This is a genomic window from Pseudoalteromonas sp. BZB3 (assembly GCF_040104455.1).
In the GTDB taxonomy this organism is placed as follows: domain Bacteria; phylum Pseudomonadota; class Gammaproteobacteria; order Enterobacterales; family Alteromonadaceae; genus Pseudoalteromonas.
In genome coordinates, this window is the sequence record NZ_JBECOS010000001.1 from 16,074 (window position 1) to 38,247 (window position 22,174).

A 22,174-nucleotide genomic window follows, 5' to 3' on the forward strand; every position below is an offset into this window, starting at 1 on the left:
CTCAAAATGATTGAGTATTATTGCGGATTGGTATTCTCTTTTAAACAACAAAAGCCCCGCTGGGGGCTTTTGTAATCAACGAAGTAATTAGTCTTCGTCGATTGCGTTTTCGTAACCTTCAGCGTCAAGAAGGTTAGCAAGCTCTGACTCATCAGAAGCTTTAACTTTGAACAACCAACCGTCACCGTATGCGTCGTTGTTAACGTTTTCTGGTGAATCTTCAAGGTCTTCGTTGATTGCTACAACTTCACCAGTGATAGGTGCGTAGATGTCAGATGCTGCTTTTACAGACTCTGCTACTGCACAGTCTTCGCCAGCGTCAACTTCGTCACCAACTTCTGGTAATTCAACGAATACCATGTCGCCTAGAAGCTCTTGTGCGTGCTCTGTGATACCTACAGTGTAAACGCCGTCGCCTTCAGCGCGAACCCACTCGTGTGAAGACGCGTATTTTAACTCGCTAGGAATGTTGCTCATCTTTTTGTTCCTTTGGTTCGGTGTAATAACTGGGCGATGGTTCGCCCTTATTAATATTAAATAACTGACTTGCCGTTACGTACGAAGCAAGGCTTCACTACTTTAACGTCAACTAACTTTTTACGCATTTCTACTTGCGCTGTTTCGCCCGTTGAACGAGGAACACGCGCTAGTGCAACACTAAAGCCTAATGTCGGAGAGAATGTACCAGAAGTAATGATACCTTCGCCACCTTCTACGACAACTTTAGAGCCACCACGTAGAACACCTTTGCTTTCAAGTACTAGACCAACTAGCTTATGTGTGCTCTTTTCAGCACGTTGCTTAGCAACCGCTTCACGACCGATGAAGTCACGATCTTCAGGTTCCCATGCAATCGTCCAAGCCATGTTTGCAGCAAGTGGAGATACAGTTTCATCCATATCTGAACCGTATAGGTTCATGCCCGCTTCTAAACGTAGCGTATCACGTGCGCCAAGGCCAGCCGGAGCGACGCCTGCGTCTAATAATTTTTGCCAAAGGTCAGCTGCATCATCGTTGTGTACAACGATTTCGTAGCCTGCTTCACCTGTGTAACCAGTCGTTGCAATGAAGAGATTGCCCGCTTGTACACCGAAGAATGGTTTCATACCTTCAACTGCTGCGTTTTGCGCGTCATCAAGTACTTTAGCTGTTTTATCTTTTGCGTTAGGACCTTGTACTGCGATCATCGCAAATTCAGGACGCTCAGTGACTTCTACTGCGAAGTCAGCCGCAACTTTAGCAATGTGCGCTAAATCTTTTTCACGCGTTGCTGAGTTAACAACTAGGCGGTATTCAGTGTCAGAAAAGAAGTAGATGATAAGGTCGTCAATTACGCCACCGTCTTCATTTAACATGCCTGTGTAAAGTGCTTTACCAGGTACTTCTAGCTTAGCTACATCGTTCGCTACAAGCTTACGTAATAATGCTTTTGCGTCTGCGCCTTTAACGTCCACAATCGTCATGTGAGATACGTCGAACATACCTGCATCAGTACGTACTGCGTTGTGCTCTTCGATTTGTGAACCATAGTTGATTGGCATTTCCCAACCGTGGAAGTCAACCATTTTTGCGCCAGCTTCTACGTGCTTAGCGTGTAGTACAGTTTTAGAAGTCATATCATTCCTTCACTAATTACTGACCTTGTAGTGTATGGCTACAAGATTGCCTCTTCGAGGCGGGGTTAATGCAATAATAGCTAAGGCACCCATATTGAGTGCCTTAGCAAATTTTATTTGAAATCTAGTTTAGGCTAAAGCCTTGTTCTTGCAACTGTTGATGCCATTTATTCAGAGTGTCTGTTTGGGCAATCAACTGATACTGCTGCAAGTCGTCTGCAAGTAATGAAGTAACGAACACTTCACCACTTTGACGGCCGTAGCACACTTGCTCGTCTGATAAACGCAGACCCGGTGTTAAGCCAAACTGCTTGATAATAGTATCAAACGCTTGTTCACCGCTCAGAGTGCTCATGCTTAAATCTTTGCGCGCCACCAGCTCAATGTCGTAATCACTGTGGTGGGCTTCGACCAAGTTTTGTAACTCATCAGCGTGGCTTTGCTCAATCACAAATCGGTAAGCCGTTTCACTAAAGTAATAAACCGTAAATGCCGCTCCCGATGCCAGTTGGCCTTTAATGCCCAAACCCGGTGCTAATAGTTTATTTAAGTTAATACCTAAAACTTGGTTTAAAAATGGTGTGGTTTCAAAGCCACTGAAGTCTAAGACCAATTGTGCGCTGTCCAATGCTAATGTGTTTAGCGCAGGCGCTGTGCCTTGACGATGTTTTGCAAACATACTGGCTGAAAATGTCATAACCACACCTTAATAAAACTTTAATTTCTGCAGTATATGAGTGCATTTGGGCAACAACAAATTGTATTTATTTATACATTGATAAATAATGCTTATGTAACTTGGTTTTATAAATTGATTTTTTAAATATGAAGAACTTATCGAACGACGGCTTACGCACATTTGTTACTGTGGTTGAATTAGGTGGCTTTGCCAAGGCCGGTGAACTACTGGGATTATCGCAACCTGCGGTGTCATTACAAATTAAACGACTCGAAGAAATGCTCGGCTGTCGACTGTTTAAAAAACAAGGTCAACGACAAGTTATCAATCAATATGGTGAGCTTTTACTGCCGCTGGCGAAACAAATGCTGCAACAAAACGATGCCATTTTGCAGCAGTTCACTTCAGAGAGTGTGACCGGTAAAGTGCGCCTAGGTATTCCGAGCGAATTTGCAGCGCGAATTTTGCCGTCTATTATTGGCGACTTCGTTTCTCTTTACCCTGATGTGGCCCTCGAAGTGAAGTCACGTTTGAGCAAACACCTGTTGTCTGTTTCGCGCCAAGATCAATTCGATTTAGTGTTGGCATTGAATGAAGAGCTTAATTCAGATCATTTCCCCGTATTCATGCAAGACCAGCTGGTATGGGTCGGTAATTTAAACCTCGCCAAGAACGATGTAGTGACGCTGGTCACAGCACCTGAGGGCTGTATCTACCGCCGCCGCGCTATCGAAGCCCTACAACAAGCCGGATTAAAATACCGTATAGTTTACAGCAACGCCGATTTAACCGGTTTAATCGCCGCGATTAAAGAAGACCTAGGCGTTACAGTGCTAGCCAAAAGCACCGTACCAAGCGACTTAAATTATCAGTCACATACCCCTCACCTACCCGAGCTCGGTCAAATTGGTATTTGCTTGGTAAAAAATTCTCCCGAGTCTGTGCATGCCGTTGATAAGCTGGCCGAGTTTATTGAGTTGAGATTGGGGTAAGCTTAAACCAGTTTGCGAGTTACGAGTTACGAGTTACGAGTTACGAGTTACGGGTATTCAAGATGATTCTAAAAGCGCGACATAAAGTCAGCGCCTACAGAATGAATATAAATCTATCAGGCTACGCCCTAACCCCTTCTATCACGCCTGAAAATAAGTAATTGATGAGTAATTCATTTCATGGATGAAATGTAAGGCTGACTTAGTCCATGGATGGACTATTCAGCCGCTTACGTTCATATCGAATACGTTTTGAAGATTAAGCGTGATTGAGGGGCGCAGGGAGAGTCCAGAGCGAAGGGCGCACCCGAGCGGCCAGCGGCAGCCGCCCTTTGGTTGCCGTCGCCAACGCGACAAAGAGTTAAATTGAAGACTACTGTAAAACAATTTTTAAGATTGCTTATTGCGCAAAAGTAACCTTGCTTCGCAACGTATATTTTGCACGGATGCACTTACTTACCCACTGCCTCTTTGGCAAACAGAGTTTTAATCGGCCCAAGGTTATCAACCATACTCAATCCTACACCGCGGATCAGTTTCTTCAACGGGTTATCGCCTTCAAACAGCTCTTTTAAACCTTGCATCATGGCAATGTGCTTTTGTGCATCGAGTTTACGAGCGCGTTCGTATTCACGCAGCACGCGAGTGCTGGCAAATTCTTGCTTGCTGTCGGTGAGTAGTTTAATTAAAAGCGCTACATCTTTAAGACCTAGGTTCATACCTAACCCCGCCAGCGGGTGGATGGTGTGTGCAGCATCACCCATTAATGCAATCTTGCCGTTTACCCACTGTTGGGCGTAACGCATTTTCAGTGGGAACATCGCCCGGTCGTCTTGTACTTCACATAAACCGCACTGACCGTCGATGGCGACATTTAATGCTTTATTGAACTCAGTTTTATCTAGCGACATTAAATGCTGTGCTTGCTCAGGTGACGTTGACCACACGATTGATTGGCTGTGTTCATCACTGAGTGGTAAAAACGCCAGAGGTCCAGTTGGTAAAAATACTTGTCTTGCAGTATGGCTGTGTGTCTCTTGCGTCTTAACCGTTGCGACGATAGCGTGGTGGTCGTAGTCCCAAAACGTAATGGGCATTTTAAACTGAGTACGAATACCCGAATTTGCGCCATCTGCTGCAACTAATAGCTTGGCCATAACCGGCATGCCTGACTCTAAGGTGATTAACACGTCAGTGTCAGTTTGATGAATACTTTGATAGCGAGTATTAAAGCTAAGCGTTGCAGATGAATACTGTTTTAACTGCTGAAACAGCGCATAACGTATAGCGTCATTTTCAATGATGTGCCCAAGCTCAGGTAAATCTAGCTCGGTGCTGTTAAAGGCAATTTTGCCAAAACTGTCTTTGTCTCTGACGTCCATATGCGTATAGGCACAAGTTCGCTGCGCTAAAATATCATCCCATGCGCCTAGCTCAGTAAATAGCGTTTGACTGGCAAGACTGATGGCACTCACGCGATTAGCAAACTGCTCAGTAAGTGGCGCAGGTTCACTGCCTGCATCAATCACGTGCACGCTAATGTTATTTTTCGCCAGACCTAAGGCCAAAGTGAGGCCTACACAGCCACCACCGACAATACATACTTGCGCTTGTTGCATCAGCTTTTTCCTTTAATAACATGACCCATTAGTTGCTTGGCTAACGGTGCTTTAAAATTTTCAGACAGCGACATGGCAAGCAAACCGCAACTGCGACCGAGTGCCATTAAACGAGAAGAATTAGAGAATAGTCGCACGAGCGCATCGGTCAGTGTCATCACCGTTTTGATGTCTTGTGCACGCGCAAGATTATAAGCTTGCGTAAAAGCATGTTCACCCAAAGCATGTTGCTCTGATGCAATCAGCTCAACCAAAGCTTGAATGTCTCTTAAACCCAAATTAAAACCTTGCCCAGCAATTGGGTGAATAGCGTGTGCTGCATTACCAATTAATACGCTACGGTGATGAACCAGCTGCTCGACTCGACCTAGTACCAGCGGATATTGTGCGCGCATACCAACCTGTTTGAATACCCCAGCGCGATAGCCAAAGGCAGCTTGCAGCTCAGCAATAAAGGCGTGAGGTTCAAGCGTTATATAATGTTCAAGGTGTGCGTTAGGCATACACCAAACCAGCGAGTAGCGGTTTTGTGTCATAGGCAGCAGTGCCATTGGCCCATGCTCGGTAAAACGTTCAAACGCTTGGCCGCTATGACCGCCTTCAACTTCGATATTGGCGATTAGCGCCCCTTGCTCATAAGCCAGACTATCAAAACCTATGTTTAGCTGTTTGCGCGTGGGTGATTGAGCACCATCGGCAACGACTAATAACCTTCCGCTTACCTGAGTTTCGTCGTTTAAGGTCAGCTCAACACTGTCTTGTGTTTGCTTTAATTCATTAATAGTCGCAGGGCAGTATAATTGAATGTCCGTTTTAGCTAGCTGTTGATGTAAATAGGCACCAAATGGGTTCACTTCCACCACATAACCAAGGGCATTCGTTTTATAGTCTTGGTGGTGCAATGAGGTTTTACCAAAGTGACCTCTATCAGACACGTGTACTTGCTTAATGGCTTCGGCAAACGGCCAGTCAGCATTAAACAAGTTAAATTGCTTTAAATACTGCACAGACTGATCGGCCAAGGCAATTGAGCGGTCGTCAAAACTAGGGTGTGCTTGGCTTTTTGGTGCAAATGCCTCAATCACGGCAACTTGCAAATTTGGGCTGGTCTTTTTGATTGCCAAAGCAGCGGTGGCCCCTGCCATACCGCCGCCTACAATCACAACATCAAAGTGCTGCAACGCATTCTCCTACTGCTGCATTAACGCTTCTATTTCTGCTACGGTTTTCGGCACGTCTTGGGTCAGATTTTCGTGACCATTTTCAGTTACCAATAGGTCGTCTTCAATGCGAATGCCGATGCCTTTATATTGTTCTGGCACTTGTGCATCTTCATCGAAGTACAAACCAGGCTCTATGGTCAACACCATACCCGGTGCAAATGGTCTGTCAGCTTCATCGAGTTTGTACTCACCCACATCGTGTACATCAAGACCTAGCCAGTGACCTAAACCATGCATATAGAACGCTTTGCATGCTTGCTTTTCAACAAGTGTATCTAACTCGCCAGATAAAATACCGAGCTCAATCAAACCTTGGGTCATTTCTGTCATCACCGCTTTATTAGCCGCAACCAAAGTACCGCCCGGCTTCACATGCTCAAATGCCGCCGCTTGGGCTTTTAATACCAGCTCATAAATGGTTTTTTGTGGCTCACTGAATTTACCAGACACTGGGAAAGTACGAGTAATATCAGCTGCATAGCCTTCAAGTTCACACCCTGAGTCAATCAACACTAAGTCGCCTGCTTTTAAGGTATCGCTGTTTTCTGTGTAATGCAGAATATTGGCATTATTACCTGAGCCGACAATGGTGCCATAAGCCGGATAGCGTGCGCCATTCATGGCATAATGATGATGAAGCTCGGCTTCCAGTTGGTATTCAGTAGCATCAGGCTTGGCGAACTGCATTGCACGCACATGACCTTCAGCGCTTATTTGACCCGCTTTGCGCATCACGGCAATTTCTGCGTCTGATTTAAACAAACGCATTTCGTGAATAAGCGGGCGTGTATCTTTGATGATCTCAGGCGCGCGATAGCCTTTTTTCGGTGCACCGCGCAAAGTATTTAATAAAGCCCATATCTTGTCATCAAACGTACTGTAAGTACCTTGCCCGTAAAATAAAGTGCGATTGCCATTTACCAGTTGCAGAAGCTCATCGTCTAACTCACTTAACGGATAAGTTTCATCAAACAAGTAGTCAGACTTAGCGCTTTCATAGCCCACTCGGCGGCCGTGCCAAATCTCGGCGGTTTTATCTTTGTTACGACAGAATAACGTGCTTTTACCTTCACCTTGCTCGTCTTTTGATAAGACTAAAACGGCATCTGGCTCTTTAAAGCCGGTTAGGTAGAAAAAGTCACTGTCTTGGCGAAACGGGAATTCGGTATCGCGACTGCGGGTGATCTCAACCGCAGCAGGAATAATCGCTACGCTGTGGTTATCGAGTTGCGCAAGTAATTTGCTTCTGCGCTGGACAAATTCTTGAATGCTGACCATTAGTGTAACGTCTTTGATGGAGTAACCGTTTCTCTGCCCATTTCAGCAAAACATAACAGTGCTGAAACACGGATATACTCAACAATTTCGTGGAAAGCTTGTTGGTCTTCTTCTTCTTCACCGAAGTCAGTGTCGAGTTTAGTAATTTCACTAAAATCGCTGATCACTTCTTTGACATCAGCCGACAACTTGCCATAGTCTTTTTGCTTTAAGCCAAAGCCCAATAAAAAGCCCGACACCCACGCCACTAGCGCATTGGCTTTATCTAGTAAGGTTTCATCTTCATTCGGCAAGTACAGCTCAAAATTTGGCTCTTCGCTGTTGAAGCATGACATAACATGCGTGAACATTTGACCAAATAGTCCTTTTAATTCGTTTGAGAAACTTTGTCCGTCGTTAAACACGTCACTTAACATGATTAAGTAGTCTTTTTCATCAATGTTTAAGCCACAAGCCAACAAACCACTAATGGTGCCGTGTGCTTCTGAAGGCGATACGAAAATATCATGCTTTTCAAGCAGCAGTTGTGCTTGTGTGTAATCGGTCATTTCTGTCATTGCTAATGCTCGTCAAAGAATCTTCATTATAAGAACACACTCAATTTAAAAAGTATGTCTTAATTTAATTGCTATCAATGCTAACACTCACAGTATAGCAACTCCAAACAATTGTCTTTAAAGGGCTTCATTTATGAGCAGCGGCGTTTAATTTGCCAGCAGTTGAACTGATATTTCTTGATTTATGGTTTACCTCTGCTGCAAGTCTTATATACTGAACTTAATTCCCTAGCTCGTAGGACAGCAGATTAAGTCCCTGAGCCGATAAACTTTATCTAGGGGTGTAGTTTGCTTACTATTGCGCAAGCTTGGCATGTACCGAGAAGCCTACGGTGAGCTGTTACACTCCGCCTTGAACCTTAGGGTTCAAGGGCTGACATCAGCATCCGCGAAGCCGGGGAAGTCTTACCTTATTTCTGAATCTCTTTCTCAGTTTTCTAAATTCCCTAAATCTGAATATAAAATGTCTTATACCAATCCTCTTAATTAAGCGACCTATCTTGAGGTAAGAAAAACTTGTCGGTAACGAGGCGAAATTTTGCTATTTAGTTGTTCTAAATAAGAAATTTTCAACGAAGTTAGCGTCAGTTTTAGTCCCTCAAAATGATTGAGTATTATTGAGGATTGGTATTAACGCTAAATATAGCTTTTATTAGGCAAAAAAAAGCCCTGGCATTTGCCAAGGCTCTTATCGATAAACTCAATCGAGATTAGTCAGCTTGTGGACGCATATGCGGGAACAAGATAACGTCTTTGATTGTTGGTGAGTCAGTGAAAAGCATCACTAGACGGTCGATACCAATACCTTCACCCGCTGTTGGTGGTAAACCATACTCAAGCGCTTGAATGTAGTCAGCATCGAAGTGCATTGCTTCATCATCACCGGCATCTTTTTCTTCAACCTGACGTGCAAAACGTTCAGCTTGGTCTTGTGCATCATTAAGCTCAGAGAAACCATTAGCAAGCTCACGACCGCCTACGAAGAATTCGAAACGGTCAGTGATGAATGGGTTTTCATCGTTACGACGTGCAAGTGGTGACACTTCCCACGGGTACTCTGTGATGAAAGTCGGTTGAATTAGCTTATGCTCAGCTGTTTCTTCGAAGATTTCACATAAGAACTTACCTGCACCCCATACACATTTCTCTGGGATCTTAACGTGTACTTTCTTCGCGTAAGCGACTAGCTCATCGAAGTGGTTTTCAGGATCTTTGAAGATGTGCGCGATTTCTTCAGCGTCAGGACCATACTTGATGATTGCATCAGCCATAGATAGACGCTCGAACTGCTTACCGAAGTCATATTCAATCGTCTCAACCACTTCGCCTTCTGCGTTCTTAACGGTGTTAATCACGGTTGTTGTACCAAGAACGTCTTGTGCAACAGTACGTAACATGTCTTCAGTTAAGTTCATTAGGTCTTTGTAGTCAGCATACGCTTGGTAGAATTCGATCATCGTGAATTCTGGGTTGTGACGCGTTGAAAGACCTTCGTTACGGAAGTTACGGTTGATCTCGAATACACGGTCAAAACCACCTACTACTAGACGCTTAAGGTAAAGCTCAGGCGCGATACGTAGGTACATGTCGATATCTAGTGCATTGTGGTGAGTCACGAATGGACGCGCCGTTGCACCACCAGGAATAACCTGAAGCATTGGCGTTTCAACTTCCATGAAGTCACGCTCAGCTAAGAAACGACGAATACCTTCGATCACTTTTGAACGGATACGGAACGTTTCACGCGTGTCCATGTTGGTGATCAGGTCAACATAACGCTGACGGTACTTAGCTTCTTGGTCTGTTAGGCCGTGGAACTTCTCTGGTAACGGACGAAGTGACTTAGTCAGTAGCTCGTATTGCACCATGTCTACGTAAAGGTCGCCTTTACCTGACTTATGAAGTGGACCAGACACACCGATGATGTCACCGATATCTAGTTGACCATATTTTTCTTTAAGCGTTTTTTGCACGTCTTTTGATGCATATGCTTGAATGCGACCTTTCATGTCTTGTAACACAAGGAAAGGACCACGTTTAGCAAGGATACGACCTGCAACCGATACCTGATGGTCTAACTCAACAAGCTCTTCCTTCGATTTATCACCAAACTTAGCCTGTAGATCAGCCGTATAGTCTTCACGGCGGAAGGTGTTCGGGTGGCCATTGGCATCACAATTCTCACGAATTGTATCCAATTTAGCACGACGCTCAGCAATGAGTTTATTTTCGTCTTGGATTTGATCTGTCATTTTTTAGCTCTTAGTTTAGCTTGTTGATTAAAGGCCTGATTTCAGGCTGGCTTCGATAAATTTGTCTAAATCACCGTCTAATACCGCTTGGGTATTACGGTTTTCAACGCCAGTACGTAAATCTTTGATACGTGAGTCATCTAATACGTATGAACGGATTTGACTGCCCCAACCGATATCTGATTTAGCATCTTCTTGAGACTGCTTTTCGGCGTTTTGTTTTTTCATTTCAAGTTCAAACAATTTCGCTTTTAACTGCTTCATTGCTTGCGCTTTGTTCTTATGTTGTGAGCGGTCATTCTGACACTGCACAACGGTATTCGTTGGTAAGTGAGTAATACGTACCGCAGATTCTGTACGGTTAACGTGCTGACCACCAGCACCCGATGCACGATATACGTCGATACGTAAATCAGCCGGGTTAATATCAATTTCAATGTTGTCGTCAATTTCTGGGTAAATAAACGCAGACGCAAATGAAGTATGACGACGACCTGTTGAATCGAATGGGCTCTTACGCACTAAACGGTGTACGCCTGTTTCTGTACGTAGCCAACCGTAAGCATATTCACCAGATACACGCACGGTTGCGCCTTTAATACCGGCAACATCACCATCGGTCGCTTCAACGATTTCAACTTTAAAGCCTTTCGCTTCTGCCCAGCGTAGGTACATACGCAATAGCATGTTACACCAGTCTTGCGCTTCAGTACCGCCCGAACCTGACTGTAAGTCAATATAGGCATCGTTAGCATCTTGTTCACCAGAGAACATACGACGGAACTCTAGCTTTTCTAATTGACCAACTAAACCTTCTACTTCAGCTTGAGCTTCTTCAAAGGTTTCTTCGTCTTCGGCTTCAACGGCTAGTTCTACTAGGCCTTCTGCATCGTCTGCACCACCAACAAGGTTATCAATGGTTTCAACAATCGCTTCTAGATTCGATTTTTCACGGCCCAATGCTTGTGCTTTTTCAGGCTCGTTCCATACTGCTGGGTCTTCTAACTCTGCGTTTACTTCTTCTAAGCGCTCTTGTTTTAGAGCGTAGTCAAAGATACCCCCTAAGCAGCTCAGTGCGTTCGCGAATTTCCTTGATTTGGTTAATCACAGGATTCACTTCAAACATGCTCACTACTCCAAAAAAATTAACGTGTCACGTGACCAATATCAACGGCTGAACGCTTTTTCAGCTCATAAAAAAGGCGCGTGATTTTTAAACGCGCCATGATAACAGACAATCTGTGCCCTATAAATGGGTTTATGAGGGTTGTGCTTGAATTTCTCGCACTAATAATTGCAGTGAGAACTTGCCTCTAAACTCATTTATATCGAGCTGATACGCCAATTTGGCGTATTGTGCAGCTGTATTTGGCCAAGCTTTTACATCAATGTTGAAAGCGATGGCATCAACTAACTGACCAGAGCTGTGTTTTAGCACCAATTTTAGGTGTTTTTCACCGACAATACGCTGCTGAATGAGTTCAAATACGCCTTCAAATACAGGTTCAGGGAATTGCTGACCCCAAGGCCCTGCTTGCTGAAGCAATTGCGCAAAGTCTAGATTGAAACAGGTCGCAGGCAACTCGCCATCAGTCAGTAGCACACTTTGCTTATGCTCTTCGGTCAAAATCGCACTAGCAGCATCAGTAAACGCCATTTTAAAACGTTCAAAGTCACGCTCTAAAATGGTTAAACCTGCCGCCATGGCGTGGCCACCAAACTTAGCAATTAGATCTGGGTGCTGAGTGTTAATTTGCTCAAGTAGATCGCGCATATGCACCCCTTCGATAGAGCGACATGAGCCTTTTATTTCACCCTCGTCACCTTGTGCAAAAATAATTGCCGGACGGTGATAGCGCTCTTTTAAGCGCCCGGCTAAAATACCAATCACCCCTTGGTGCCAATCGTCTTGATATAAACAGACAACATCAGGCACGCTTTGTTGTGCCGATACCAAGCGCTCCAGTACAGCTTGCGCTTCTTGCTGCATGCCCGCTTCAATTTCACGGCGTTCATGGTTAAGTGCGTCAAGCTCGCCTGCTATGCGTCTTGCTTGGTTGATGTCTTTCGATAACAAACAGGCGATACCTAGACTCATATCATCGAGTCGGCCCGCAGCATTTAGACGCGGCGCGAGTGCAAAACCAAAGTCACTGGCAGATAAACGCGCTGCATTGCGTTTGGCCACTTCAATCAGTGCGGTGATCCCCGGTCGCGTTTTACCACTACGAATACGTGCTAGACCCTGATAAACCAATGTGCGGTTATTGGCATCGAGTGCCACAACGTCAGCAACTGTGCCTAGTGCAACAATATCGAGTAACTCTGCTAAATTTGGTTCAGGCTGTTGTTGAGTCGCAAAGTATTGCAGCTCTCGAAGACTGTGACGCAGCGCTACCAACAAGTAAAACGCCACCCCCACACCCGCAATGCTTTTTGAAGGGAAGTTGCAACTATGCTGATTTGGGTTGACGATGGCATCGGCATTAGGCAGTTGCTCACCTTGCAGGTGGTGATCAGTGATAAGTACTTTAATACCGGCACTTTTGACAATCTCAACGCCACTAATACAAGAAATACCGTTATCTACGGTGATCACTAAATCAGGTGAAATAGTAACAATTTGCTCTGCCAACGCAGGGCTTAAGCCATAACCCAAACTAAAGCGGTCTGGCACAAGATAATCGACATGCTGGAAACCAAACAGTGCTAACCCTTCCATCAGTACTGAGGTACTGGTTGCGCCATCAGCATCAAAGTCACCCACGATTAATATTTTACTTTGCAGTTGCAATGCTTCGACCAACAAAGCACAGGCCTTATCCATATCTTTGAATAAGTTGAAATTTAATAAGGTGCTAGCACGATTATCGAGCTCAACAGGGTCGCTAACACCACGAGCTGCATAGATTTGTTTAATTACAGGATGAAGATGCGCAGGAAGATGGCTGTCATCCACGCGCTCACGTGTTGCTATCACGGTTTGCATTTATTCTTTTACCCTTATACCTGCTCTTAATAATACTGAATTAAGAGGATAAGCATTAAAACGTTAAAACAGAGATTTAACAGACAACAAAAAAAGGCCCTTAGGCCTTTTTAATAATACGGTGATTATAGCGAATTTTATCGCTTATGACTTCTTACCGTCTAGCGCTTGCGCCAATGCCGCTGCTGGTTGGTAACCAGGAATAATCGAACCATCTTCTAAAATGATTGCTGGCGTACCAGAAATGCCAAAGCTCTGACCTAACTGGTAGTGCTCAGCCACAGGTGCAGAACAATTTTTAACTTCTGCCACTTCTTCACCCGCTTTTGCCTCTGTTAATGCTTTTGCGGCATCTTCAGCACACCACACATTCATTAAGTCTTTGTAGCCCTTGCCACGTAAACCACCACGAGGGAATGCAAGATACTTCACTGTGATACCTGCATTTAAGTAGTCATCTAACTCTCGGTGTAACTTACGACAGTAACCACAAGTAATATCAGTAAATATAGTAACTTGATGCTTTTCGTTTTCAGCTTTATAAACGATCATTGAGTCTTCGTATTCAGTCACACCTTCTTTACGAACGCCACTTAACGCCGACTCAGTTAAATTCTCTCGTTTGTCGACATCGATCATCGTACCTTGAACCAGGTAACGACCATCTGGGCTCACGTAAAATACGCCTTTGTCAGTTAAAACCGTATTTAAGCCAGCGACTGGGCTATCTTGAATTGCTTTGACTGTTAAGCCTAAGTTATTTAACTGAGTTTCGATTGGGCTTACTGTTGCTTCTACTGCACCAACTAAAGGAGCAGTCACTTGCTCAGCCATTGCGCCTGTAGATAACGCCATTGCTGCAGCTAAAATTAACTTTTTCATTCTGTTCTCATAAATTTCGTTACTACCCAGTATGACCGGATAAATTCAAAAAAATTCCATCACGCACGAGGATGATGTTCTTGATGCAGCGATTTCAACCTTTCGCTCGCTACATGGGTATAAATTTGTGTCGTCGATAAGTCGCTGTGGCCCAGCATCATTTGCACGACTCGTAAGTCAGCACCATGATTCAACAAATGTGTTGCAAAGGCATGACGTAACGTATGTGGCGATAATGGCGACGTTATGTTTGCCAAAATAGCATAGTGTTTGATTCTATGCCAAAAAGTTTGACGAGTCATACCTATCCCACGTTTTGATGGGAAAACAAAGTCAGTGGCATGCTTAATCATTAAAGCACGACCTTGCTGTATAAATAGCTCTATCCAGTGCTGCGCTTCTTCTCCCATCGGCACCATGCGCTCTTTACCACCTTTACCACGCACTAACACCACAGCTTGGCGCAAGTTAATTTGCTCCATACGCAAACCCACAAGCTCAGTGACACGTAAACCTGTTGCATATAACAGCTCTAACATGGCTTTGTCTCTAAGCCCCATAGGGTCTTCAACATTAGGCGCATCAAGCAAGGCTTCAACTTCGTTCTCGGTGAGTGTTTTCGGAATTGCCTGAGCAGTCTTTGGTAATGCGATATTGACCATAGGTGATGCTGAAATTTTTTGCACTTTCACCCAGTGCAAATAAAAGCGCTTTAATGCACTGATCGCTCTGGCAGTGCTGCGAGGCTTTAAACCCAAATCGACTCGGTGCGCCAAGTATTGCTCAATATCTTGTTGCGTTACTTCAAGCAGATTCCCTCTGCCTTGCTCTGCTCTCATAAAGGTATCGCACTTTTCTAAATCGGTGCGATAAGCAGCTAAGGTATTTTCACTCAAGCCATGCTCAAGAAAAAGCACATCGATAAATGCTTCTATCACATCTTCTTGCTCGGTTATGTCATTTTCAAAATCTGCTAAATCGCTCACTGGTCGCCTGTATCAATTTAAAGTGTCATCAGGTAAAATTTGCCCCATCATATCAGCCTTATAAGAAGTGATAAACCGCATGCAAATTGGCTTATTCTATGGTTCAACCACCTGCTACACCGAAATGGCCGCTGAAAAAATTCAAGACATCATCGGCAAAGACACCCTGTCTATGTTCAACATTAAAGATGTGAACTTAAAAGACGCTGAAAATTTCGATTTTTTAATCTTCGGCATTTCGACATGGGACTTCGGTGAACTACAAGAAGATTGGGAATCAATCTGGGACGACATCGAAAACGTCAACCTAGCAGGCAAAACCATCGCGCTATTCGGTATGGGCGATCAGCAAGGTTATGGCCAGTGGTTCCAAGACGCACTAGGCATGCTACACGATAAAATCGCACCACAGGGTGTGACCTTTTTAGGCTATTGGCCAAATAACGATGAATACGAGTTTGAGGCCTCAAAAGCACTGACCGAAGATAAGTCGCACTTTGTTGGCTTAGCTTTAGACGAAGACAGTCAGTACGAAAAAAGTGACGAACGCATTGCTACTTGGGTTGAGCAAGTACTTACTGAGTATAGTGAGACGTTATAACTTTCTTTTTATAGAGCTTGAATAACATCAAGCTCTTTACCCCTAATATCAATAAAATATTTCATATTCATTTCAAAATAAGTTGAAAAAACATACGATTGCTTCAGAATACTTTCGAACCTTAATTAGGGTCAAGGAAGGAACAAAATGCAATTACACTTTTTCAAAACAAAAATACGCTCGTTCATTTTAGCTACTTAAGAAACAGATAGTCACTGACGCCATTTAGCCTGGTTTAACTTGCTTAAACCTATGTCGTTCCATTATCTCACTCTTAATTAGCAAACTATGCAAAAACATATTCAAACAAAAAAACATCAGTTTACTTTTAATCGAAATAAAGTGCTTCTCTTAGTAGTAATCATTTTTACGACAATAGTGACTTTCCTATTTAATACTCAAAATTATGAAGCGCACTTAACACCTATTGAAGTAAGAACCGACTCTAAAAGTTCAGTAATAAAAGGCTTAGGTACCATTAAGCCGCTCAGTCTGAAACTTATCTCCAGCCCTGTTGATGCCACTATCAGTGAGCTGCATATTCGCGAAGGGCAAGGGGTAAAAACTGGCGAAGTGCTAGCCAAGCTCGAAAACTTTGAGCTTGAAGAGCAATTACAAAATGCTGAGTATCAAATTTCGGTATTAGATTCGAAGTTAAATATAGAAAAAAGTGACCTTGAAATATCGCGTTCTAAATTGCACACCGAGCTCCTTAGGGCCAAAACCGCCTTTGCACAGCTCAAACTAGAACTCGATGCCAACAAAAAACTTCAAGAGCAAGGCATTGTGTCGCTGATTAATTATCAAAAAGCTGAACTGTCTTATCAGCAGGCCAAATTAGACATTACAGCTCGGGAGCAAGAGCTGGCTTTATTTGATAAAAGCTATCAACACCGCCTCGCAGCCCTTGAAGTCGACCGCTCAATCGCCGCTAAAAAACTCAGCTTTTTGCGCGCCCAAAAACAAAGGCTCACAATAACCGCCACACAAGATACCACGGTAGCCAAAGTCTATGGTCACCTAGGTAATAACTTTAGGCAAGGTGCCCCCTTGTTCGAAATTATAGAGGGCAGAGAGTTTTTAGCTGAGGTGCAAGTGCCTCAATATAGCGCCAATAAAATTTCGACCGGTTTTACTGCAACCATACATACCCCCAACGGGCAATTGGCGGCAAAAGTTGATTATGTCGATACCGTAGTTAGAAATGGTGCTTCTACGGTGATTTTAAACCTAGTAGACTCAGCCCCCTCTTGGCTAAAACCAGAGCAATCTATTGAAGCTGAGATCCAGCTTGCGCACTCAGCACAACACAACCAGCTTAAGTATTTAGAAACGCCGGCACAGTTTAACTCGCAACATGAATGGGTTGTCTATGAAATCCGCCCCAATGGTGATGCACACCGCGTAAGTAAAGTAACAATCGATAGCGAGAGCCCAACAAAAATCTCACTACCCCATACGTTTAGTGGTAATTACGCATTACTGGTACCTGCTGACTTTAACCAACCAATAATAAAAAATGTTTTATGAGTGATACACATCTTTTAGCGCTAGATCAGGTTTCGTTTAGCTATAACGCCCAAGAAACCATTTTAAAGCATGTTAACTTTACTTTAGATAAAGGCGATTACACAGCCGTTGTTGGTACTTCAGGTAGTGGTAAAAGTACTTTGTTGTCAATTTTAGGGCTGCTTAATCAGCCTACCCAAGGGCGCTACTTAGTTATGGGTCATGACAGTGCCCAATTGACTAATGAATCTATTGCACAACTCAAAACCTATGAAATTGGCTTTATTTACCAAAACTTCAACTTACTTAACCACATGAAAGTGATGGATAATGTTGCCCTGCCACTGACTTATAACAAACAAGTTAACCGTAAACAGTATCAAGAAAAAGTAGTCGACGCGCTCAGCATAGTGGGCATGGAAAGCTTTTTGAATCGATATCCCAATGAATTGTCTGGTGGTCAGCAACAACGTATAGCTATAGCCAGAGCTTTGGTAAACAACCCGTCGGTATTACTCGCCGACGAACCAACTGGGAATCTAGATTCTAAAAATAGTGAGATCATTTATGATCTCTTCGCACGCTTGAATGATGCTGGTAAAACCATTTGTTTGATCACCCACGACCAAGCTCACGCACAGTTGGCAAATACACTATGGCATATAAATGATGGGGTGATTGCACAACATGCATAATCAGCAAGCCATTGATTACGCCATAAATTGGCTCAAGTATCTAAAAAACCAACCAAAGCTTTGGTTAGTTAGTCTACTTGTTGCAATACCCCTATCATCAATTATGGCTTTATATAGCTATAAGCAAGCCTATGTATCACCAAGCTTTGCTGGTATCAGTGCCACCAATGGCATTGCGCAGGTTTATATTACCGGTGAAGGTACACACTCACCGTTAGACACCAGCATACTTGAAGAGTTGAAGCGATCCTCCCCGAATATTTACCCCAGTGCCGAAAAACAATTACCTTTAAAAGCCATGCTCAGTATTGGGCAACCTCAGCCTATAGACGTGAATGTAAGCTTTTTTAGCGGGGGTTTTCAACAATTAGGCTTATCCGCTTTTCAAGGCAGCCTCGAGAAAATGGAATTTCCAAGTGTCGGCAGTGAAGTCGTCGGTGCTATCAGTTATCAACTTTGGCTGACCCATTTCAAAAAACAAAACCCACTCAATCAAGCTATTTCGATCAATGGGGTGATGATTAAAATCGTCGCGGTTTTACCTCCTGAATTTCGCTCTTTGAGGAAAAACACGCAAACAGACATTGTTATTCCTTATGCTTTTAAGCAAAACATCACTGGCAGCAGCTCCTTTACCCCCGACACGTTAACCTACTTAATGGGCGTAGACACGACGCGTGCGCAACAGCTACTCGATAATGCAAAACCGAGCTTAATTGAAAACTTTTTTATTTTTGACGATAACAACCTGGAGGCTATTTCAGCGTTTGGGTTAACTCCGAGTGACTACCTAATAACTACACAGCGAGTGTTAATGCTGACCTTAGTGTTTGTGACATTGTTATTATTTTGCATTATCGCATTTTGTGGTTACGTGATTGGTGAGCTTTATAAAAAACAAAAAGAGTATCTTGTTAGAACCATGAGCGGTGCCAATAAACGAGATATACGCGTACAAAAGCTCATCGAAGAAAGTTTATTGGCGCTGTTTGTCACCTTGCTTGTTATGGTGTTACAGCCTGTAGCGCATTTTATGATTTTTGATTTTTTTAATGCCAAGCATAGCTATTTACCAGTTTCACAGCTTGTTTTATTTTACGCGCTATTGGCCAGTTGCCACTTTGCACTGGTAAGAGTCCTGACACTCACTCAAGAAAACACAGTCAAAACTTCATTGGGTAGGAGCAGTTCACTGACTTTAAGTGAAAGAATACAAGCCTATGGGCTACTTAGCTTTTTGATGTGTACAACTCTAACCGCATTGGTGATTGCCAGCTCGGCGCTCAACCAGCAAATTGCCTTGAGCAAGGTCAGTTATGGTTTTAAACCAGAAAACATTCAATATTTTGAGCTCAAGATTGATAACAACAACCAGAGCACTTTTTATGCGAACGATCAACACCGCCAATTGCTCTTTGAGTTGAAAAAAATCCCAGCTCTAGATCATGTTGCACTGTCTTTCACTGTCCCTCTGCTTGATAGGAGCACTTTTTCACAGTGGTATACTAGCTCTGGTAAGGCCATTGGCGACACACAGCAAACCGAAACCGCCTCTATAGCCGTTACACCAGATTATTTTTCAGTCATGGGCACTAAACTCATTATTGGCAACACCTTCACAGAGACCGACTATATAAAAGTCATCGTAAATCAAACCCTTTGGAAGAAGTACTTTAAAGAACAATCACTTAGCAACGCCCTCTTAATTAGAGTTGATACGAGCGGACAATCTAGAAAGTATCAAGTCATCGGGGTGGTAGAAGACATTAAATACCAAGGCCCTGACAACAAACCAACACCTGTTGTCTACGAGCCTAAAGTTACGTTAATGGGTAACGAAGTCATTATAGTTAAAAACGAAACAGGTCTATTTGATAAGTCAGTCATACAGCAGAGTGTAAAAAGCATTAGCCAAAAATATGATATTGGCGCAACATGGCAGTTAGAAAATCTGGTATATGAAGAGCAAAAACCACGCTGGACCATCACAGCGCTTACCCTAATTGTCGCCATCACACTGTTACTCGCTTCAGTCTTATTTAGTGCGTCTTTGGTGTCGCAATTAGTACAAAAACTGGCTTTAGAGTTGAGCCTTAAATACAGTATGGGCGCCCGTTTTATATCGCTATTCATGCAGCTTTACTTACCCTTTTTTACCCCTTTCTTCGTATTTAGTACTGTGATTTTTATCTCACTTCCCCATTTTTCTGAATTCGCTGCTTTGGAGCATTTAACGCATGCGACAATAGGCAAACAAAACACATTGTTCATCGCCTGTTGCTTTAGCCTCATCGCGATAACCAGCACCATTTTTATGATTAACCTAAAGAAAAACTCAAACAATACATGGCATACGCTTAGTTAAGGAAAAACAATGAAATACTTTACGCTACTGATTTTATTAATCGCAAACACTGCTTTGGCAAAAAATTACGACATAACATTTCCTGAAAAGGTTAAAACGAGCTTAGGCCTAGGTGCTCCTCAAGTTTATATTTTCGACAAAAGCCAAACGCTTATTTACAAAGTAAAAAGACAAGACGACAACTTATTAAGTAAATTTAAACTGAAAACACCTTTGCCAGATTCAGACAAACTTAAACAAGAATTAGAGTTTTTGATGAAAGAGCCACTAGTATTTAATGATAATGGCTTTACCCTAATTGTAGTTTTACTTGATATTGGTGGCAAATGTCCACCTTGCAAAGCACAAATGGATGTTATTAATAAAATTCAACGCAAATTTAAAGACAGACTGACCGTACATACTTTAACTGTTATACAGAGCAATTTTGCACCTGAGGACTTACCAGAGCGCTATCGTCCAAAGTTAATTGGAAAGCCTACAAATTAACGAAAGGTAATGAAATACTTCACCCTACTGATTTTACTGCTCGCAAATACCGCTTTGGCCAAAAATTACGACATAACATTTCCTGAAAAGTTAAAATCAAACCTTGGACCGTACTCTCCCCAAGTCTATTTATTTAATCAAGATCAGTCGCTCATTTACAAAGTAAAAAGACAAGACGACAACTTATTAAGCAGGTTTAAGTTAAAAACACCTTTGAGAGAGTCTGAGACAGTTAAAAAAGCGCTAGAGTTTTTTATGAAAGAACCAGCAATATTTAACGAGAAGGGTTTTACCCTCTTTATATTCATAAGCTCAGAAGAGTCTGGTGACTGCCCGCCTTGTGATGCGCAAATGGATATTATCAAAAAGATTCAGGGCAAACTTAAAGATAAACTATTAGTACATACCTTAACACTTATAGAAAGTGCTTTTACGATTGATGATTTACCTGAAGGCTATCGCCCAGTAATAATTGGAAAACCGAAAGCTAAGGAAGAGTAATGAAGTATCTAGTATTAATCGCTTTACTGAGCATAAATATTGCCGCAGCAAAAGAGTACCAATTCACTCATGAACAAATTGTTGCTAGCCCTATTAATAATTCTGGGCCACAGATTTTCTTATTTGACCAAAGCCAAAAGTTAACTTTTAAGAGTGGACGTTTTAATAGTGCCTTACTAAGTAAGTTCAAACTGAAGGCCGCCTTACCCGATTCTGACACTGTGAAAGATAACCTAGAGGAGTTATTAAATGAACCGCTCACCTTTAACTCGAATGGCTTTACATTATTTTATGTGACGATTGCATCTGATGTAGGGCCCTGTCCTCCTTGCCGCGACCAAGAAGCTTTACTCAAAAAAATAAAAAGTCGCTTTAAAGATAAACTCAAAATACACACTATCACTATTATTCAAAGTTATACCTACAAGGATTAAGTTATGACCTTCATTAAAAAGCTTGGCATGTACCTAGCCATTGCATTAGGCAGTTATTTGATTACTTACACCGCAATGCATTATTTAAAAACACAGCCAGAGAAACAAACGTCAGAAAGACAGATAACCGATAAGACTTACTGGCAAGTTGAAAACGGCAAAGTGACCGTGTATACCGCAAAGTGGTGTAGCGCTTGTAATGCGTTAAAAGCGTATTTAAAGGCCAATAATATTCCCTACACAAACTTTGATATTGAAGACTCTGAGCTTGCTAACAACAAATTAAAAGAGCACGATATCAGGCAAATCCCTGTTATTTTAATCAAAGACAAAATGCTTTTAGGTTTTAATCAATTGAAACTAGAAGCTGAGCTAAAAAACCTATAACTGTTTTCAGAAATAGCTAAGGTTATTAACCACGAAAAAAATATAAAGTATTATACCCACCTTTCAAGATTGTTTCGGTAGCAGCGATTTCATATCGCGTTTAGCCAACATACCATTGAC

21 protein-coding genes and 1 other RNA gene are annotated in these 22,174 nt (G+C 42.8%); 10 read left to right on the forward strand and 12 right to left on the reverse strand.

The features are described 5' to 3' along the window. Window positions 1–87: 87 nt before the first annotated feature. From gcvH to ABMY35_RS00055, 3 genes are all read right to left on the reverse strand, one after another. Window positions 88–477 carry a glycine cleavage system protein GcvH gene (gene gcvH, locus ABMY35_RS00045; protein ID WP_058028879.1) on the reverse strand — a complete coding sequence of 130 codons (390 nt, stop codon included), beginning with the start codon at window positions 475–477 and terminating at the stop codon, window positions 88–90. Between the two features lie 56 nt (window positions 478–533). Then, window positions 534–1,616: a glycine cleavage system aminomethyltransferase GcvT gene (gcvT, locus tag ABMY35_RS00050; protein ID WP_349284491.1), complete on the reverse strand. Its 1,083-nt coding sequence runs from the start codon at window positions 1,614–1,616 to the stop codon at window positions 534–536. Window positions 1,617–1,740: 124 nt separating this feature from the next. Further along, on the reverse strand, window positions 1,741–2,313 hold the full coding sequence (locus tag ABMY35_RS00055) for a hypothetical protein (RefSeq protein ID WP_138562698.1): 573 nt from the start codon (window positions 2,311–2,313) through the stop codon (window positions 1,741–1,743). A 128-nt stretch (window positions 2,314–2,441) separates the two neighbouring features. Here ABMY35_RS00055 and ABMY35_RS00060 point away from each other — a divergent pair, with 128 nt between their 5' ends. Continuing rightward, window positions 2,442–3,287, forward strand: a complete 846-nt coding sequence (locus ABMY35_RS00060) for a LysR family transcriptional regulator (RefSeq protein WP_349284492.1) — start codon at window positions 2,442–2,444, stop codon at window positions 3,285–3,287. A 452-nt stretch (window positions 3,288–3,739) separates the two neighbouring features. Here the strand turns inward: ABMY35_RS00060 and ABMY35_RS00065 are convergent, their stop codons facing one another. Genes ABMY35_RS00065 through ABMY35_RS00080 form a run of 4 tightly spaced genes read right to left on the reverse strand, consistent with a single transcriptional unit; the run spans window position 3,740 to window position 7,964 of the window. Continuing rightward, entirely contained in the window at window positions 3,740–4,906 is a 1,167-nt protein-coding gene (locus tag ABMY35_RS00065; RefSeq protein WP_349284493.1) for an FAD-dependent monooxygenase, read from the reverse strand. Then, on the reverse strand, window positions 4,906–6,087 hold the full coding sequence (ubiH, locus tag ABMY35_RS00070; protein WP_349284494.1) for a 2-octaprenyl-6-methoxyphenyl hydroxylase: 1,182 nt from the start codon (window positions 6,085–6,087) through the stop codon (window positions 4,906–4,908). Before ubiH ends, ABMY35_RS00065 begins: the two co-directional genes overlap by 1 nt. Window positions 6,088–6,096: 9 nt before the next feature. Next, window positions 6,097–7,407 (reverse strand): Xaa-Pro aminopeptidase, encoded by a 1,311-nt coding sequence (pepP, locus tag ABMY35_RS00075; protein ID WP_349284495.1) that lies wholly within the window; start codon window positions 7,405–7,407, stop codon window positions 6,097–6,099. Further along, window positions 7,407–7,964, reverse strand: a complete 558-nt coding sequence (locus ABMY35_RS00080; RefSeq protein WP_058028872.1) for a UPF0149 family protein — start codon at window positions 7,962–7,964, stop codon at window positions 7,407–7,409. The genes pepP and ABMY35_RS00080 overlap by 1 nt, the downstream gene beginning before the upstream one ends. Before the next feature lie 222 nt (window positions 7,965–8,186). On the opposite strand from ABMY35_RS00080, the gene ssrS reads away from it, so the two are divergent. Then, a non-coding RNA gene (gene ssrS, locus ABMY35_RS00085) (6S RNA) lies at window positions 8,187–8,369 on the forward strand. A 305-nt stretch (window positions 8,370–8,674) separates the two neighbouring features. Here ssrS and lysS read toward each other — a convergent pair. From lysS to xerD, 5 genes are all read right to left on the reverse strand, one after another. Next, window positions 8,675–10,216 carry a lysine--tRNA ligase gene (gene lysS, locus ABMY35_RS00090; RefSeq protein ID WP_138567378.1) on the reverse strand — a complete coding sequence of 514 codons (1,542 nt, stop codon included), beginning with the start codon at window positions 10,214–10,216 and terminating at the stop codon, window positions 8,675–8,677. A gap of 27 nt (window positions 10,217–10,243) precedes the next feature. Beyond that, a protein-coding gene (gene prfB / locus ABMY35_RS00095) for a peptide chain release factor 2 (RefSeq protein WP_130256774.1) occupies window positions 10,244–11,342 on the reverse strand; the annotation gives its coding sequence in 2 pieces (ribosomal slippage) (window positions 10,244–11,266 and window positions 11,268–11,342; 1,098 coding nt in all). A gap of 132 nt (window positions 11,343–11,474) precedes the next feature. Beyond that, on the reverse strand, window positions 11,475–13,205 hold the full coding sequence (gene recJ, locus ABMY35_RS00100; RefSeq protein ID WP_349284496.1) for a single-stranded-DNA-specific exonuclease RecJ: 1,731 nt from the start codon (window positions 13,203–13,205) through the stop codon (window positions 11,475–11,477). A gap of 144 nt (window positions 13,206–13,349) precedes the next feature. After that, complete coding sequence (gene dsbC, locus ABMY35_RS00105; RefSeq protein ID WP_349284497.1) at window positions 13,350–14,087, reverse strand: bifunctional protein-disulfide isomerase/oxidoreductase DsbC; 738 nt, start codon at window positions 14,085–14,087, stop codon at window positions 13,350–13,352. 59 nt (window positions 14,088–14,146) lie between these two features. Further along, window positions 14,147–15,073: a site-specific tyrosine recombinase XerD gene (xerD, locus tag ABMY35_RS00110; RefSeq protein WP_349284498.1), complete on the reverse strand. Its 927-nt coding sequence runs from the start codon at window positions 15,071–15,073 to the stop codon at window positions 14,147–14,149. A 79-nt stretch (window positions 15,074–15,152) separates the two neighbouring features. Between xerD and fldB the strand changes: the two genes are divergently transcribed. The 8 genes from fldB (at window position 15,153) to ABMY35_RS00150 (ending at window position 22,054) form a co-directional block, all read left to right on the forward strand. Next, window positions 15,153–15,674: a flavodoxin FldB gene (fldB, locus tag ABMY35_RS00115; RefSeq protein WP_349284499.1), complete on the forward strand. Its 522-nt coding sequence runs from the start codon at window positions 15,153–15,155 to the stop codon at window positions 15,672–15,674. A 378-nt stretch (window positions 15,675–16,052) separates the two neighbouring features. Continuing rightward, a complete protein-coding gene (locus ABMY35_RS00120; RefSeq protein ID WP_349284500.1) occupies window positions 16,053–17,204 on the forward strand; it encodes an HlyD family efflux transporter periplasmic adaptor subunit in 1,152 nt (383 codons plus the stop codon). Beyond that, window positions 17,201–17,878: an ABC transporter ATP-binding protein gene (locus tag ABMY35_RS00125; protein ID WP_349284501.1), complete on the forward strand. Its 678-nt coding sequence runs from the start codon at window positions 17,201–17,203 to the stop codon at window positions 17,876–17,878. Before ABMY35_RS00120 ends, ABMY35_RS00125 begins: the two co-directional genes overlap by 4 nt. Continuing rightward, a complete protein-coding gene (locus tag ABMY35_RS00130; RefSeq protein WP_349284502.1) occupies window positions 17,871–20,243 on the forward strand; it encodes an ABC transporter permease in 2,373 nt (790 codons plus the stop codon). The genes ABMY35_RS00125 and ABMY35_RS00130 overlap by 8 nt, the downstream gene beginning before the upstream one ends. Window positions 20,244–20,252: 9 nt before the next feature. Then, window positions 20,253–20,732, forward strand: coding sequence for a thioredoxin family protein (locus ABMY35_RS00135; protein ID WP_349284503.1), 480 nt, complete (start codon window positions 20,253–20,255; stop codon window positions 20,730–20,732). Between the two features lie 255 nt (window positions 20,733–20,987). Further along, on the forward strand, window positions 20,988–21,233 hold the full coding sequence (locus ABMY35_RS00140) for a hypothetical protein (RefSeq protein WP_349284504.1): 246 nt from the start codon (window positions 20,988–20,990) through the stop codon (window positions 21,231–21,233). Next, window positions 21,233–21,667 carry a hypothetical protein gene (locus ABMY35_RS00145; protein WP_349284505.1) on the forward strand — a complete coding sequence of 145 codons (435 nt, stop codon included), beginning with the start codon at window positions 21,233–21,235 and terminating at the stop codon, window positions 21,665–21,667. Before ABMY35_RS00140 ends, ABMY35_RS00145 begins: the two co-directional genes overlap by 1 nt. A gap of 3 nt (window positions 21,668–21,670) precedes the next feature. After that, entirely contained in the window at window positions 21,671–22,054 is a 384-nt protein-coding gene (locus tag ABMY35_RS00150; protein ID WP_349284506.1) for a glutaredoxin domain-containing protein, read from the forward strand. Window positions 22,055–22,174: the final 120 nt, after the last annotated feature.

Coding starts and splice junctions, on each gene's coding strand:
- gcvH (WP_058028879.1), bottom strand. CDS start 477: ATGAGCAACATTCCTAGCGAGTTAAAATACGCGTCTTCACACGAGTGG.
- gcvT (WP_349284491.1), bottom strand. CDS start 1,616: ATGACTTCTAAAACTGTACTACACGCTAAGCACGTAGAAGCTGGCGCA.
- ABMY35_RS00055 (WP_138562698.1), bottom strand. CDS start 2,313: ATGACATTTTCAGCCAGTATGTTTGCAAAACATCGTCAAGGCACAGCG.
- ABMY35_RS00060 (WP_349284492.1), top strand. CDS start 2,442: ATGAAGAACTTATCGAACGACGGCTTACGCACATTTGTTACTGTGGTT.
- ABMY35_RS00065 (WP_349284493.1), bottom strand. CDS start 4,906: ATGCAACAAGCGCAAGTATGTATTGTCGGTGGTGGCTGTGTAGGCCTC.
- pepP (WP_349284495.1), bottom strand. CDS start 7,407: ATGGTCAGCATTCAAGAATTTGTCCAGCGCAGAAGCAAATTACTTGCG.
- ABMY35_RS00080 (WP_058028872.1), bottom strand. CDS start 7,964: ATGACAGAAATGACCGATTACACACAAGCACAACTGCTGCTTGAAAAG.
- lysS (WP_138567378.1), bottom strand. CDS start 10,216: ATGACAGATCAAATCCAAGACGAAAATAAACTCATTGCTGAGCGTCGT.
- recJ (WP_349284496.1), bottom strand. CDS start 13,205: ATGCAAACCGTGATAGCAACACGTGAGCGCGTGGATGACAGCCATCTT.
- dsbC (WP_349284497.1), bottom strand. CDS start 14,087: ATGAAAAAGTTAATTTTAGCTGCAGCAATGGCGTTATCTACAGGCGCA.
- fldB (WP_349284499.1), top strand. CDS start 15,153: ATGCAAATTGGCTTATTCTATGGTTCAACCACCTGCTACACCGAAATG.
- ABMY35_RS00125 (WP_349284501.1), top strand. CDS start 17,201: ATGAGTGATACACATCTTTTAGCGCTAGATCAGGTTTCGTTTAGCTAT.
- ABMY35_RS00130 (WP_349284502.1), top strand. CDS start 17,871: ATGCATAATCAGCAAGCCATTGATTACGCCATAAATTGGCTCAAGTAT.
- ABMY35_RS00135 (WP_349284503.1), top strand. CDS start 20,253: ATGAAATACTTTACGCTACTGATTTTATTAATCGCAAACACTGCTTTG.
- ABMY35_RS00140 (WP_349284504.1), top strand. CDS start 20,988: ATGAAAGAACCAGCAATATTTAACGAGAAGGGTTTTACCCTCTTTATA.
- ABMY35_RS00145 (WP_349284505.1), top strand. CDS start 21,233: ATGAAGTATCTAGTATTAATCGCTTTACTGAGCATAAATATTGCCGCA.
- ABMY35_RS00150 (WP_349284506.1), top strand. CDS start 21,671: ATGACCTTCATTAAAAAGCTTGGCATGTACCTAGCCATTGCATTAGGC.